Source organism: Yoonia sp. I 8.24, assembly GCF_022096995.1.
Taxonomy (GTDB): domain Bacteria; phylum Pseudomonadota; class Alphaproteobacteria; order Rhodobacterales; family Rhodobacteraceae; genus Yoonia.
Genome location: NZ_JACXGQ010000010.1, coordinates 37,464 through 50,844, shown reverse-complemented (window position 1 = coordinate 50,844; position 13,381 = coordinate 37,464). Strand labels below are relative to the sequence as shown.

The 13,381-nt window shown below is 56.2% G+C and carries 14 protein-coding genes; 10 read left to right on the top strand and 4 right to left on the bottom strand.

Annotated elements, in window-relative coordinates; all coding sequences use genetic code 11:
• Window positions 1-3: 3 nt before the first annotated feature.
• From argH to Yoon_RS16485, 5 genes are all read left to right on the top strand, one after another.
• Window positions 4-1,392 carry an argininosuccinate lyase gene (argH, locus tag Yoon_RS16505; protein WP_238113726.1) on the top strand — a complete coding sequence of 463 codons (1,389 nt, stop codon included), beginning with the start codon at window positions 4-6 and terminating at the stop codon, window positions 1,390-1,392.
• Window positions 1,389-1,562 carry a hypothetical protein gene (locus tag Yoon_RS16500; protein ID WP_238113724.1) on the top strand — a complete coding sequence of 58 codons (174 nt, stop codon included), beginning with the start codon at window positions 1,389-1,391 and terminating at the stop codon, window positions 1,560-1,562. The genes argH and Yoon_RS16500 overlap by 4 nt, the downstream gene beginning before the upstream one ends.
• Window positions 1,562-1,900, top strand: a complete 339-nt coding sequence (locus tag Yoon_RS16495; protein ID WP_238113722.1) for a DUF2834 domain-containing protein — start codon at window positions 1,562-1,564, stop codon at window positions 1,898-1,900. Before Yoon_RS16500 ends, Yoon_RS16495 begins: the two co-directional genes overlap by 1 nt.
• 72 nt (window positions 1,901-1,972) lie before the next feature.
• Complete coding sequence (gene lysA, locus Yoon_RS16490) at window positions 1,973-3,250, top strand: diaminopimelate decarboxylase (protein WP_238113721.1); 1,278 nt, start codon at window positions 1,973-1,975, stop codon at window positions 3,248-3,250.
• 34 nt (window positions 3,251-3,284) lie between these two features.
• Window positions 3,285-5,867, top strand: a complete 2,583-nt coding sequence (locus Yoon_RS16485) for a DUF4175 domain-containing protein (RefSeq protein ID WP_370642207.1) — start codon at window positions 3,285-3,287, stop codon at window positions 5,865-5,867.
• A 4-nt stretch (window positions 5,868-5,871) separates the two neighbouring features.
• Here Yoon_RS16485 and Yoon_RS16480 read toward each other — a convergent pair whose 3' ends face one another.
• Window positions 5,872-6,711 (bottom strand): zinc-ribbon domain-containing protein, encoded by an 840-nt coding sequence (locus Yoon_RS16480; RefSeq protein ID WP_238113719.1) that lies wholly within the window; start codon window positions 6,709-6,711, stop codon window positions 5,872-5,874.
• A 166-nt stretch (window positions 6,712-6,877) separates the two neighbouring features.
• On the opposite strand from Yoon_RS16480, the gene Yoon_RS16475 reads away from it, so the two are divergent.
• Genes Yoon_RS16475 through Yoon_RS16460 form a run of 4 tightly spaced genes read left to right on the top strand, consistent with a single transcriptional unit; the run spans window position 6,878 to window position 9,747 of the window.
• On the top strand, window positions 6,878-7,552 hold the full coding sequence (locus tag Yoon_RS16475) for an ATP-binding cassette domain-containing protein (protein ID WP_238113718.1): 675 nt from the start codon (window positions 6,878-6,880) through the stop codon (window positions 7,550-7,552).
• The gene (locus Yoon_RS16470) at window positions 7,549-8,421 is read left to right on the top strand and encodes an ABC transporter permease (protein ID WP_238113717.1); all 873 of its coding nucleotides are present in this window, start codon (window positions 7,549-7,551) and stop codon (window positions 8,419-8,421) included. Before Yoon_RS16475 ends, Yoon_RS16470 begins: the two co-directional genes overlap by 4 nt.
• A complete protein-coding gene (locus tag Yoon_RS16465; RefSeq protein ID WP_238113716.1) occupies window positions 8,418-9,146 on the top strand; it encodes a 1-acyl-sn-glycerol-3-phosphate acyltransferase in 729 nt (242 codons plus the stop codon). The genes Yoon_RS16470 and Yoon_RS16465 overlap by 4 nt, the downstream gene beginning before the upstream one ends.
• Entirely contained in the window at window positions 9,139-9,747 is a 609-nt protein-coding gene (locus tag Yoon_RS16460) for a pyridoxamine 5'-phosphate oxidase family protein (RefSeq protein ID WP_238113715.1), read from the top strand. Before Yoon_RS16465 ends, Yoon_RS16460 begins: the two co-directional genes overlap by 8 nt.
• Here the strand turns inward: Yoon_RS16460 and Yoon_RS16455 are convergent.
• Window positions 9,731-10,429 (bottom strand): M50 family metallopeptidase, encoded by a 699-nt coding sequence (locus Yoon_RS16455; RefSeq protein ID WP_238113713.1) that lies wholly within the window; start codon window positions 10,427-10,429, stop codon window positions 9,731-9,733. The genes Yoon_RS16460 and Yoon_RS16455 overlap by 17 nt on opposite strands.
• 5 nt (window positions 10,430-10,434) lie before the next feature.
• On the bottom strand, window positions 10,435-11,397 hold the full coding sequence (locus Yoon_RS16450) for an acetyl-CoA carboxylase carboxyltransferase subunit alpha (RefSeq protein WP_238113711.1): 963 nt from the start codon (window positions 11,395-11,397) through the stop codon (window positions 10,435-10,437).
• Between the two features lie 137 nt (window positions 11,398-11,534).
• Here Yoon_RS16450 and Yoon_RS16445 point away from each other — a divergent pair, with 137 nt between their 5' ends.
• Window positions 11,535-12,368, top strand: a complete 834-nt coding sequence (locus tag Yoon_RS16445; protein WP_238113709.1) for a hypothetical protein — start codon at window positions 11,535-11,537, stop codon at window positions 12,366-12,368.
• A 10-nt stretch (window positions 12,369-12,378) separates the two neighbouring features.
• Here Yoon_RS16445 and Yoon_RS16440 read toward each other — a convergent pair whose 3' ends face one another.
• Window positions 12,379-13,335, bottom strand: a complete 957-nt coding sequence (locus Yoon_RS16440; protein WP_238113707.1) for an L-malyl-CoA/beta-methylmalyl-CoA lyase — start codon at window positions 13,333-13,335, stop codon at window positions 12,379-12,381.
• Window positions 13,336-13,381: the final 46 nt, after the last annotated feature.

Below are 13,381 nucleotides of genomic sequence, written 5' to 3'. Positions count from 1 at the left end.
CTCATGACCAAGACCGCAAATACGATGTGGGGCGGACGTTTCGCCGCCGGACCAGACGCGATTATGGAGGCGATTAACGCCTCAATCGGGTATGATCAGCGCCTAGCGCCACAAGACATCGCCGGATCGCTTGCCCATGCCACCATGTTGGCCGCCACAGGCATCATCACAGATACCGATGCCGCCGCGATTAAGGAAGGCTTGGTCACCGTATTGTCAGAGATTGAAACAGGAAACTTTGCATTTTCTGCTGCGCTTGAAGACATCCATATGAACGTCGAATCGCGACTGAAAGAAATTGTTGGCGAACCAGCGGGCCGTTTGCATACGGCACGGTCGCGCAATGATCAGGTCGCTGTCGATTTCCGGCTTTGGGTGCGCGATCAATGTGACCTGGCAGATGCGGCACTTGCCGGCCTGCAAAAAGCGCTGTTGGGACAGGCCGAAGTCGGGGCCGATTGGGTCATGCCCGGATTTACACACCTGCAAACCGCGCAGCCTGTGACTTGGGGCCATCACATGCTGGCTTATGTTGAAATGTTTGACCGTGATAGGTCACGCTTTGCCGATGCGCGTAAGCGAATGAATACATCGCCACTGGGTGCCGCGGCGCTTGCAGGCACGTCTTTTCCGATTGATCGTGAAATGACGGCGAAAGAGCTTGGTTTTGATCGCCCGATGACGAATTCTCTGGACGCCGTGTCTGATCGCGATTTTGCGCTCGAATTTTTGGCGGCAAGCAGCATTTGTGCGATGCACCTGTCGCGGATGGCTGAAGAATTGGTGATCTGGTCATCTGCGCAGTTCCGTTTCGTGAAGATGTCAGACAAATGGTCGACCGGGTCGTCCATCATGCCGCAAAAGCGCAACCCCGACGCCGCAGAGCTGATTCGCGCCAAGATTGGCCGGATTTTCGGCGCCAATGTCGCCTTGATGACCGTGATGAAGGGGTTGCCGCTGACCTACTCTAAGGACATGCAAGAAGACAAAGAACAAACCTTTGATGCGGCTGACAATTTGATGCTCGCACTTGCGGCAATGTCGGGCATGGTTGCCGACATGACGGCCAACCGTGAAAGCCTAAAACAGGCGGCTTCCAGCGGATTTTCGACGGCTACGGATCTTGCCGATTGGCTCGTACGTGAACTTGGGCTACCATTTCGTGATGCGCACCATGTGACCGGATCGCTTGTCGCTATGGCCGAAGGCAAGGAGTGTGATCTTCCTGATCTGACGTTAGACGATATGCAAACGGTTCACGCGGACATTCGCGCAGACGTATTCGACGTATTGGGCGTCGAAAATTCGGTGGATTCGCGGATGAGTTTGGGCGGCACTGCCCCTGCACAAGTCCGCGCCCAAGCCGCCTATTGGAGAGAGAAATTAAAATGAAGAATATTGCATTGATTTTGGCCGTTGCGGCCCTTGCCAGTTGTGGTGCTGATGCGGCGCCGTGGACACCGTCCGCGAACGTCGGATTAAGCGCCGGTTCAGGTGGCGTAAGCACATCGACAACATTGGGCGCAACAAACGGTACTGTATCTGTCGGCGCGAACCTTTAATGCGTTTCGTCTTCCTGATCCTTGCGATTTGGGGTGCCGTGCATCCGATGTATTTCTTTGTGCAATGGTTTCTGGCCGAAGGTTGGAGCCTCTTTGCGCTGGTGGACGCATGGCGCGCCAATTTGGCATCGACAGGTTTGACGTGGGACATTGTGATCAGCGCCGTGGTGCTGATCATATGGATCCTGTCCGAGGTCGCCATAACGCGTAATTTGCGCAGCCTTTGGGCGATTGTGGCCACAATCTGCATCGGGGTGAGTTGTGGTTTGCCGCTATATCTCTATTTACGTGATCGCGTGGTTTACGCGCGCGACGGCTCCATAAATCGCAACCTTTAGGCTATAAATCAGGGTTGGTCTTTGGGGCTGATCTGCTATGTCCAATACTGATTTTGGACAAGGAAAACTGGTTTGGACCATTTTGTGTATCGTGATGGCGCGCTTTACGCCGAAGATGTACCCGTCGCTGACATTGCAGCTGCCGTGGGCACCCCATTTTATGTCTATTCAACGGCCACGCTGAAACGTCACTTTACCTTGTTTGATGACGCCCTGTCTTGGGGTGATCATCTGGTCTGCTTTGCGATGAAGTCGCTCTCTAACCAGGCCGTTCTGAAAATTCTCGCGGATCAGGGCGCGGGGATGGATGTTGTGTCCATCGGTGAATATCTGCGCGCCAAGGCCGCTGGCGTGTCGGGCGACCGGATTGTGTTTTCAGGCGTCGGTAAAACCGCCGACGAAATGCGTCAGGCGCTGGAAGGTGGTATTCGTCAGTTCAATGTCGAAAGCGAGCCTGAGATGATCGTGCTCGACAAAGTTGCGCAATCACTGGGCAAGGTCGCGCCGATTACCGTGCGGGTAAACCCTGATGTAGATGCCAAAACCCACGCAAAAATTGCGACGGGGAAATCTGAAAACAAATTTGGTATCCCAATTTCGCGGGCCCGCGAAGTCTACGCGATGGCTGCCAAATTGCCGGGTCTGAAAGTCATTGGGATCGATGTGCATATCGGATCGCAATTGACCGAGCTAGCCCCGTTTGAAGCCGCCTATGCCAAGGTCGCAGAGCTAACCGAACAGTTGCGTGCCGATGGCCATGAAATCACCCGCCTAGATTTGGGCGGCGGTTTGGGCATTCCTTATACGCGGTCAAACGATGCCCCACCTTTGCCGACCGATTACGGCGCGATGGTGCAGCGCGCTGTTGGTCATCTGGGCTGCGAGATTGAGATTGAACCGGGCCGCTTGATTGCAGGCAATGCCGGGTTGCTGGTGTCGAAGGTGATCTATGTAAAGTCCGGCGAAGACCGCGAGTTTTTGATCATTGATGGCGCGATGAACGATTTGATTCGTCCTGCGATGTATGAGGCATGGCACGATATCGTGCCCGTTGTTGAACCAGCACCGGGGAATGAACCTGCAAAATATGATATCGTCGGCCCGATCTGTGAAAGTGGCGATACCTTTGCCAAGGCGCGTGAAATGCCTGCGGTTGCAGCGGATGATCTGATCGCGTTCCGCTCTGCCGGGGCTTATGGGGCTGTAATGGCATCGGAATATAATTCACGACCGCTTATCCCCGAAGTTTTGGTGGATGGTGATCAATTTGCGGTTATCCGCCAACGTCCGACCTATGAAGATATGATCGCGCGCGATACACTCCCCCCATGGCTGTCGACGCCAGACTAATGGGAGAGCCCCGCTGACCGACCCTAGCGATCAATTGCGCCACTTGCGGCTGCCTATCACGCTCACGCGGTCGGGTATGCTCGCAGAGCAGCTCATGCGGGCTTTTTGGCCGCTTTGGACCGTCGCACTAGTGATTCTGGCGGCGATGATGATGGGGTGGCACGAGACGGCCTCACTTGAAGCATTCTGGAGCGCGGTTGTCATCGGCGCGGTCGCGCTGTTTAGCACGCTGTTCTGGGGGTTGCGCTGGTTTCGGGTTCCCTCGCGACTGGAAGCAATTGCACGCGTTGATGCCGCTATGCCGGGCCGCCCGATTGCGGCTATTGCCGATACCCAAGCGATTGGCGGCGATGACCCCGCATCGACCGCCGTGTGGCAGGCGCATTTGGCCCGTATGGCGGAACGTACCAAATCAGCGCATGCGGTTGAACCAGATCTTACGCTGACGGATCGTGATCCTTACGGGCTGCGGTTTATGGCGCTTTTGTTTTTTGTCGTGGCGCTTTTGTTCGGATCGCTTTTGCGGATTACATCAGTGGGCGATGTGGTTTCGGGAAGCAATGATACCCTTCTTGCGGGCCCGGTCTGGGAAGGCTGGGTCGAACCGCCAGCATACACAGGCAAGCCTGCGATCTATCTAAATGATGTGCCCGCGGGCGATTTGTCTGTTCCTACGGGCAGCCAAGTCACGCTGCGGTTATACGGTGAAGTCGGCGCGCTGACCTTGGCTGAAACCGTATCTGGGCGCACGGGCGAAATCGCGGCGGCGTCTGATCCACAACAAAAATTTGATATCACCCAGTCTGGCACTTTGTCTGTATTGGGTGACAACGGGATCGCCTGGGACATCACCGCAATCGCAGACGAGGCCCCAGAGGTAGAGCTAACCGGGCCGATTGAAGCGGATGCAATGGGCGAATTTTCGCAACCGTTCATGGCATTTGATGACCACGGCGTCGAAACAGGGACCGCGACGATCACGCTTGATTTGACGCAGGTGCACCGCGAATACGGGCTGACGATCGACCCCGATCCGATTGATCCATTGGTGATCGACCTGCCGATGCCTTATACTGGATCGCGTACCGATTTTGATGCGCTGCTCATTGATGATTTGAGCGAACATATTCTCGCCAATCTTCCGGTTACGATGCAAGTTCAGGTCGTGGATGCGGCTGGACAGGTGACAGATGCTACGGCCGAGCAGATGATCCTGCCGGGGCGGCGGTTTTTCCGTCCTTTCGCAAAAGCCGTGATCGAACAGCGGCGTGATTTGATGTGGTCCAAGGCCAATGTCGTGCGCGTAAATCAAGTGTTGCGCGCGATGGCGCACCGGCCTGATGAACTTGGTATTGAAGAAACGTCTTATTTGCGCTTGCGCACAATCATTCGCCAATTGGATCGGATGTCCGAATTCGGCATGAATGATGACGGTCAGGGCGAGATTGTGCAGGCGCTGTGGGACTTGGCCGTGCAGCTTGAAGATGGACGGCTGGCGGACGCGCGCAAACGACTTGAGCGGGCGCAAGAACGGCTGGCAGAAGCGATGCGCAACGGTGCATCGGACGCCGAAATTGCCGAGCTGATGCAAGAGCTGCGCGAAGCGACGGATGACTATATGCGCTTGCTTGCCGAAGAATCAGAGCCGAGCAATGGCACGGATCAGGCCGACAACAGCGAAAATACGACAGAACTGTCCATGGATGAAATCCAAGCCTTGATGGATCGCATCGAAGAGCTCATGCAAGAAGGCCGTATGGCAGAAGCTGCAGAGCTGATGGAACAGCTCAACCAGATGATGGAAAACATGCGCGTCACCCAAGGCGAAGGCGGCGACGGCCCACAAACGCCGGGTCAGCAATCGATGCAAGACCTTGCAGAAACCCTGCGCGACCAAGAAGATCTGTCAGATGATGCCTTCCGTGAGCTGCAAGAACAGTTCAATCCCGCCCCCCAAGGGCAGCAACCCCAGCAGGGTGAGCAGGGACAGCAAGGCGAGCAGGGCGAAGACGGCACAGAACCGGGCGAGCAACCGGGCGAGCAGGGCGCGCAAGGGCAAGAGCCGGGCAATAGCGGATCAGCCGGTGATACCGGCGAAGACGGTCAAGGCGGCGGGCAGGGCCTTGCCGAACGTCAGCAAGCATTGCGCGATGAATTGCAACGGCAACGCGACGGGCTGCCAAACTTGGATGGCGAAGCAGGTGAAATTGCACGCCAATCGCTAGAACAGGCCGAAGGCGCGATGGACGGGGCCGAAGAGGCGCTGCGCAACGGGGATCTGGCCGAAGCAATCGATCGCCAAGCCGAGGCAATGAACGCCTTACGTAATGGCATGCGTGAACTGGGGAAGTCGTTGGCGGAAAACGGGAATGATGATCCGGGCCAAGGCACCGAACAAGGCGAAGCATCAGGACGTCCCGTTCCGGGTGCGCGCGATCCTTTGGGGCGCGAAATTGGCAACACCGGGCAATCCGGGACCGAGCAAGAGTTGCTAGGCGGCGTGGATGTCAATCGACGTGCAGAAGAGCTGTTGGACGAAATTCGTCGCCGGTCAGGTGAACAAGAGCGCCCAGAGATCGAGCGCGACTACCTGCGCCGCCTGCTCGACCAGTTTTAGCGGCTTACTCTGACGGTGCGACGGGCGCTGCCGGTGCTGTGCTTTCAACCGCTGGGCCAGGCACGGCGGGTTCAGCTGTTTCTGCCGCTGACCCTGTGTATTCTGCAATCAGGCCACGAACTGTCTGGAACTGGTCGTTCAACCACAGCCGCAGATTATCCATGACTTCGATGTAGGTTGCCATCGGTTCCGCCACTTGCGGGAATTGCGCAACGATTTGATCGGCAAAGATATAGGGCGCAATCGCGAGTGCGATCAAGATCAGAATAAAGGCAAAGCCGCGACGGAAACCGCGGCGCTGCACGACCTCTTGTTGTTCGGCCTCGGTCAGATTGGCCCCATCGCCAGATTGCGACCGCGCGCGTAGCTGTTGGTTGATTTCGTCAATGCTTGGCACGCTGCGCATGTTTGTGTCGTCGGATACGGCACCTGTTGCTGCGGCAGCCACAGCCGCGGGCGTATGCGCCTCTTCTTCGGCCATCATCGAAATACGGCGGCGTGTTTCTTCGGCGGCAACCGGGTCATTCCGGCGCGGTTGCGCGGGTTCTTCGGCGGCGGGCGCTTCGCTGGTGGCATTTGCCTCTGCCTGTTCACGAGCAGCCTCTTGGCGCAGGATATCCGCAATCGAAGAATCGAGCGGCTTACGTTTGGTTACAGCGTTTTCAACTTCAGCGGCGACCCGCGATGGCTCTGCGGGAGTGACGACACTAGCAGCTTCGGGCGCTTTTTCGGTTTGGAACCAAGTGTGCGAACAGCTGGAACATTGCACATCGCGCCCACCCGCGGGAATAGCGTCGCTAGACACATCATATTGTGCATTACATTTGGGGCAAATTAGCCGCATTATTCTTATCCTTCAGCCCGAAAAACAATTACTCAATTCACAAAACTACCTGTAATCTAACAATAATCGGCACAAACGCAAAGCATTTGCACGAATGTGATCCGGGCGGTCATTGTATCCTCACGTTGATTTAGGCAATACAGGCGCATGACGCAAAGGAAAAGCCGTGATTGAATTGGATAATGTGTCCTATGGCCACGGGGGCACAGCCCTTTTTTCTCAACTATCCCTGACACTTGCGCCGGGTTCGTTCCAGTTTTTGACGGGACCCTCTGGCGCGGGAAAGACCACACTGTTGCGGTTGTGTTACGCCGATTTGCAGGCGCAACGCGGCAAAGTCCGCCTGTTTGGGCAGGACGCACATACACTTGATCGCGATGCGGTGGCGATGTCCCGCCGACGCATTGGGGTGGTTCACCAAGATTGCCAGTTCCTTGATCACCTGAGCGTCGCTGAAAATATCGCGCTGCCTTTGACCGTGGCCGACCGCGCGTCTGAAGCCAGTGAAAACCTCAAGGAGTTGCTGGCCTGGGTCGGGCTTTCCAAGCAGTCCGGCCAGCGCCCGCCTGAACTGTCTGGCGGCGAACGTCAGCGCGCCGCACTTGCGCGGGCGGTGATCATGTCGCCTGATGTAATTATTGCGGATGAGCCGACAGGCAATGTCGATTGGGAGATGTCGCAGCGGCTGCTGGCCCTCTTGGTCGAGCTGCACCGGATGGGCAAGACTGTGCTGATCGCGACCCATGATTTAGCGATGATCCGATCGCTGAAATCTGACGTCGACGCGCGGGTCTTGCGGTTGAAAGACGGGCAATTGACCAGCGCGGGGGCGGTTTTATGAAACTGCTTTTGGACCTGATCATCGGTGACCCGCAGGCGGATCGGGTGGTTCCACCGACAGGTTTGACCGCACGACTGACCATATTTGTGGCGGCGGTGATGGCGTTTTTGGCGGTGATTGCGTTGGCGCTTTCGATGTCTGCGGGGCGTATTGCGGATCGCTGGGCCGATGAATTAGCGCAAGCGGCAACATTGCGGCTTCCTGCGGATGCGGACCTGCTGCAAAAGGCCCTGCAAATTCTAGAAACCACGCCGGGAGTGGCCAGCGCGCATGCGCTTACCGCCGATGAACAAGAGGCTTTGCTGACCCCATGGTTCGGCACGGAAATACCGCTTGATAGTTTGCCGATCCCCCAGCTGATTGAGGTCATCGCAGATGACCCGCCCTATGATCCAGCCGGGCTTCAGGCACGGTTTGACGCTGAAATCCCCGGAGCCGTCTTTGATGATCATGGGGATTGGCGCGATCCGCTTTTGGCGGCAGCCGCGCGTGTGCGGTTGATCGGGGGATTGGTGATTTTGCTGATTGGTGCGAGCGTTGCGGCGATGATCACGCTTGCGGCCCAAGCCTCGCTAGCTGCGAATGTGCAAGTGATCCGGGTGCTACGTCTTGTTGGGGCGCGTGATGTCTATATCGCGCGCGCCTTTGTACGACGTTTTACGTTGCGTGCAGGTGCAGGTGCAATTGTGGGCGTTGTAATGGGCGTGATTGTGGTGCAGGTTTTGCCCGATGGCGGCGGTTTTTTCGCCGAGATCGGTTTTTCGGGCGCGGGCTGGATATGGCTCGTGCTTGTTCCAGTGCTCGCGGCGGGCGTCGCGCTCTTCGCCACCCGTGCGGCTGCAATGAAAAGGTTGAAGGAACAAACATGAGCTATGCGATCCAATGGCTGCGGTCCCTTTTCTTCGTTGGCCAGATCTATGTTGCAATGTTGGTTGTCGGGGTCTTGTTTTTACCTGCAGCGATTGTCTCGCCGCGTGGTGCGATCGCCGCCTGTCATACCTATGTGCGCTATGTGCGTTGGTCTGCGTCTTGGATGATTGGGCTCAAGTGGGAAGTGCGTGGCACGCCGCCAACTGACGAAGTCATGGTGGCCCCGAAACACCAGTCTTTCATGGACGTTTTGGCGATCTACGGGGCAATCCCACGTGGAAAATTCATCATGAAGGCGATTCTAAAATACGCGCCGATCATCGGTCAGTTTGGTCTGCGCATCGGATGTATCCCGGTAAACCGTGGGAAACGAGGCGTAGCGATCAAGAAAATGCTGACAGATGTGCAAGCCGGGCGCGCATTACCTGGTCAGCTAATCATTTACCCTCAGGGAACGCGCATCGCGCCGGGCGCGCAAGCAAAGTACAAAGTCGGCACCGGGCTGTTGTACCGCGAGCTGGATCAGCCGGTTGTTCCTGTGGCGACGAATGCGGGTCTATATTGGCCCAAACGCGGGATTTACCGCAAACCGGGTGTCGCCATTTTTGAATTCTTGCCACGGATTGAGCCTGGGTTAGAGATCCCGGAATTCATGGCGCTGCTCGAAGAGCAAATCGAGACAGCGTGTGACCGTCTCAATGCTGAGGCCGGGTTTCATGGTTAGTGATACGATTACGGATATTGCAGCGCTCGAAGCACTTTATGGCAAACCGGGCAAAGCCTCTTTGATTAAAGTCGCGGACCATCTAACGCCACTATATCACAAGTGGATCGCCGCCTCGCGGTTTTGCGTCGTTTCGACAGTTGGGCCCGAAGGGACGGACGGTAGCCCGCGTGGTGACGACGGCCCCGTGGTGGCCGTAGCGGACGCAAAAACCCTGTTGCTGCCCGATTGGCGCGGCAATAACCGTATGGATACCTTGCGCAATATCGTCGCTGACGGGCGGATTAGCCTGATGTTTTTTGTTCCCGGGTCCAACAATGTCATCCGTGTAAACGGGACTGCTATCGTGACCATATCTCCCGATATGCTGGGGCGCTTTGACCAAAAGGGCCGCCAACCGCGCAGCGTCGCGGTCATTACCATCGCCGAAGTCTACAGCCAATGCGCACGCGCCTTGATGCGCGCAGGGGTCTGGGCCGCCGAGGACGAAAGCACTGACCTGCCCAGTGTGGGTGAAATGCTTGCCGAACAAGAAGCCGGTTTTGACGGTGCTGAATACGACGCAAGCTGGGGTGCGCGGGCCGCTAAGACGATGTGGTAGGTTTGGCCCACGGCAGCGGCAGGTTGCTGTTGCGCCCTAATCCGTAGCGCAGGCAAAGCCCGATTAAGGCCACACTGACGATCAGCCAAATGCCGCCCCAAATCATGGTTGTCCCGCCAAATTCTTCGGCGAGCATCCGGGCATCGGACTGCAACTGGGCGCGCAGAATCGTGTCACTGATAATATCGTAGGGCACGTAGAACATGCTGCTCAATCCGATGATGCGCAGGCACAGATCGTTGATGCCATGTCCGAATTTCCACGCAAGCAAGAGCATGACACCACCCGTCGCTACGGTAAACGATAGCGCAAATGCGCTGCGGATATAGAAGGCGGCGATCAGCAGCATCGCGATGCCCAGCCCGGCTATGATTTTACGGTCGGCAGTCGTGCGTAGGGCCGCAATTAATAAGCCCACGCCGATTAGCAGTGACCCAAGGTAGCCCGCAGTAAGCGTGACAAATCGGTTTCCGCCTCTGGCCCAGACCATGCCACCTTGGTTTTGATTGACCGAAAAGCTCACGACTTCACCGCCCGTTAACAGCACGGCGATTGCATGGGATGCCTCGTGCAAAAACACGACCAATATTTTAAGCGGCGTCATAACGGGCGTTTGCCATAGCGCAAAGACGATGACCGTGAGCACGATCAATTGCCAATGGCCGCGGACGAACGCACGCATGTGGTTTACGCCGCGAGCCCTTTGGACCCTAGTTTCAGATATTTGTTGCGGCGATCTGTACGCAGTTTTTTCGCTGATTTTCCGTCAAGTTCTGCCAAAAGCGTGGTCAGTTTCGTACCGACCGCAGCGATTGCTTTTTCCTTGTCGCGATGTGCGCCACCTTTGGGTTCTGTGATGATCGTATCACAAACACCCAGCTCGTTCAGTTCTTTTGAGGTAAGGCGCAGGGCTTCGGCCGCCTCGCGCATTTTACCGCCATCTTTCCAAAGAATTGAGGCGCAACCTTCTGGGCTAATGACCGAATAGATCGAGTTTTCCAGCATCGCGACGCGGTTTGCCGTCGCAAAAGCCACCGCTCCGCCAGAGCCACCTTCACCAATGATCACGCTGATCAAAGGCACGCCGAGTTCTAGACATTTTTCGGTCGCGCGTGCGATGGCCTCGGACTGGCCGCGTTCCTCTGCGCCTTTGCCGGGGTAGGCACCGGGGGTGTCCACAAGCGTAATAACGGGGATGCCAAAACGGTCGGCCAAATTCATCAAGCGGATCGCTTTGCGATATCCTTCGGGGCGGGCCATGCCAAAGTTACGTTCAATCCGTGATTTGGTGTCATTGCCTTTTTCATGGCCGATCACCATGACGGGCTTGCCATTCAAACGGGCTATGCCGCCCATGATGGCGTGGTCATCCGCAAAATTGCGGTCGCCAGCCAGTGGGGTGTATTCGGTAAAAAGCGCGTTGATATAGTCGATGCAATGCGGGCGCTCGGGATGGCGTGCCACCAGACATTTACGCCAAGGGCTCAGATCCGCGTAAAGCGATACCAGCAGGTCAGCCGCTTTTTTATCAAGCGCTGCTGCTTCTTTTTCAACATCCATTTCGGGATTGTCGCGGGCCATGGCGCGCAATTCTTCTGCTTTGCCTTCAATCTCGGCCAGCGGTTTTTCGAAATCGAGATATTGTGTCATGGGGGCTCAAACCTTGTTGCGATAGCTCTACGATATATGGCGTAACCTCGCCGCGTTGGCAACGGGAGGCCAGAGGTGATTGCAATTACATCAAAGTTGCGCGACACGAGCCTGTGCATTTCAGTATTTTGGAGAAAATGATGCGTATTCTGAACCTTGTAAGTATTCTGGCAATTGTTTCTGCTGCCCCTGCAATGGCCGACGATCTGATTGTTGATGGGATCAATTTTGGTAATGATGACGGCCAATGGAGCAATGACGGCGAATGTGATGATCCGCGCTTTACTGGCGCAGGCATGACCACGACACCGTTACTCAGCGATGATGTTTTGCGTGATTCGAGCGATTGCAGCGCGGGCTACCTTGCAGGCACGTTGACGCAGATCGGTGTCGGTACTGACGGAAGCATCGACTTTGGTGATGACAACGGCGAATGGGTTCATGACAACGAATGTGACGATATGCGGTTCATGGGGCCGGGTATGACGTCTACACCACTGTTGAACGACGATATCATGCATGACGCAAGCGATTGTCGGAATGCGTTTAACGAAGGGCTTTTGTCACTGGTCGAAACCGTGCCTGCGGGGCCTGACCTCGTCATTGACGGTATCAATTTTGGTAATGATGACGGCCAATGGAGCAATGACGGCGAATGCGATGATCCGCGCTTTACTGGCGCGGGAATGACCACGACACCGCTGCTATTTGATGACCTGATGCATGACGCCAGCGATTGTAGCGCGGGCTATGCGGCTGGGACATTGACGCTGATCGGTATTGGCGCTGATGGGTCGGTCGACTTTGGCGATGATAATGGCGAATGGGTCCATGACAGCGAATGCGACGACATGCGCTTTGAGGGACCGGGCATGACAACAACGCCATTGCTGAACGATGATATCATGCACGATGCCACTGACTGTGAGACTGCATTTAACGCAGGCCTTCTGACCATCGCAGGTCAATAAAGAAAACGCGTCAGCCCGCGATCATCTCGGACTGACGCACGATGACTTCGGCTTGCTTGATCGATGCAATATCGACCAAGCGGCCTTTGTACACTGTGGCGCCTTCGCCGCGGGCTTTGGCCTCTTCCATCGCAGCTAAAATTTCGCGGGCCTCTGTGACGGCTTCTTCTGATGGGGTGAATACCTCGTTGGCGAGCGCGATTTGCTTGGGGTGGATTGCCCATTTGCCGACCATGCCCAATGTGGCCGAACGGCGCGCCTGTGCGCGGTAGCCTTCGTCATCCGAGAAATCACCAAACGGTCCGTCCACAGGCAGAACGCCGTGGGTGCGGCAGGCTGCGACAATCGCGGTTTGCGCCCAGTGCCACGGGTCTGAATAGTGCCGGGTGTCGCCCTGCAGCATATAGTAATTGTCTTGGGTGCCACCGATCCCGGTTGTCTGCATACCCATAGAGGCCGCGAAATCAGCCGCGCCCAGTGACATCGCCGCCAAACGCGGTGAGCTGGCCGCGATTTCTTCGACATGGGCGATACCTGCTGCAGATTCGATGATGACCTCAAAGCTGATTGGCTTTGTGCGCCCTTTGGCCGTTTCAATCGCGGTGACCAAGGCATCAACAGCATAGACATCAGCAGCACAACCCACTTTGGGGATCATGATTTGATCTAGTCGGTCGCCCGCTTGTTCCAGTAGGTCAACCACATCGCGGTACCAATAAGGCGTATCAAGCCCGTTAATCCGCACGCTCAGGTATTTGGTATTCCAGTCGATCGTGTTGATCGCTTCGATGATGTTTGCACGTGCAACGTCTTTGTCCGATGGTGATACGCTGTCCTCAAGATCAAGGTTGATCACATCCGCAGCGCTGGCCGCCATTTTGGCAAAAAGCTTGGTGTTTGAGCCGGGGCCGAATAGCTGGCAGCGGTTCGGACGTGCGGGCGGTGTTGGCTGGATGCGGAACGACATTGAATTTCCCTGCGAATTAAAATTACGGATATTTTCAGTTCGTGGG

Excerpts from the sequence above, each read along its gene's own strand:
- argH (WP_238113726.1), top strand. The coding sequence starts at position 4 with ATGACCAAGACCGCAAATACGATGTGGGGCGGACGTTTCGCCGCCGGA.
- Yoon_RS16445 (WP_238113709.1), top strand. The coding sequence starts at position 11,535 with ATGATGCGTATTCTGAACCTTGTAAGTATTCTGGCAATTGTTTCTGCT.
- Yoon_RS16465 (WP_238113716.1), top strand. The coding sequence starts at position 8,418 with ATGAGCTATGCGATCCAATGGCTGCGGTCCCTTTTCTTCGTTGGCCAG.
- Yoon_RS16450 (WP_238113711.1), bottom strand. The coding sequence starts at position 11,397 with ATGACACAATATCTCGATTTCGAAAAACCGCTGGCCGAGATTGAAGGC.
- Yoon_RS16500 (WP_238113724.1), top strand. The coding sequence starts at position 1,389 with ATGAAGAATATTGCATTGATTTTGGCCGTTGCGGCCCTTGCCAGTTGT.
- Yoon_RS16460 (WP_238113715.1), top strand. The coding sequence starts at position 9,139 with ATGGTTAGTGATACGATTACGGATATTGCAGCGCTCGAAGCACTTTAT.
- Yoon_RS16480 (WP_238113719.1), bottom strand. The coding sequence starts at position 6,711 with ATGCGGCTAATTTGCCCCAAATGTAATGCACAATATGATGTGTCTAGC.
- Yoon_RS16455 (WP_238113713.1), bottom strand. The coding sequence starts at position 10,429 with ATGCGTGCGTTCGTCCGCGGCCATTGGCAATTGATCGTGCTCACGGTC.
- Yoon_RS16495 (WP_238113722.1), top strand. The coding sequence starts at position 1,562 with ATGCGTTTCGTCTTCCTGATCCTTGCGATTTGGGGTGCCGTGCATCCG.
- Yoon_RS16470 (WP_238113717.1), top strand. The coding sequence starts at position 7,549 with ATGAAACTGCTTTTGGACCTGATCATCGGTGACCCGCAGGCGGATCGG.
- Yoon_RS16440 (WP_238113707.1), bottom strand. The coding sequence starts at position 13,335 with ATGTCGTTCCGCATCCAGCCAACACCGCCCGCACGTCCGAACCGCTGC.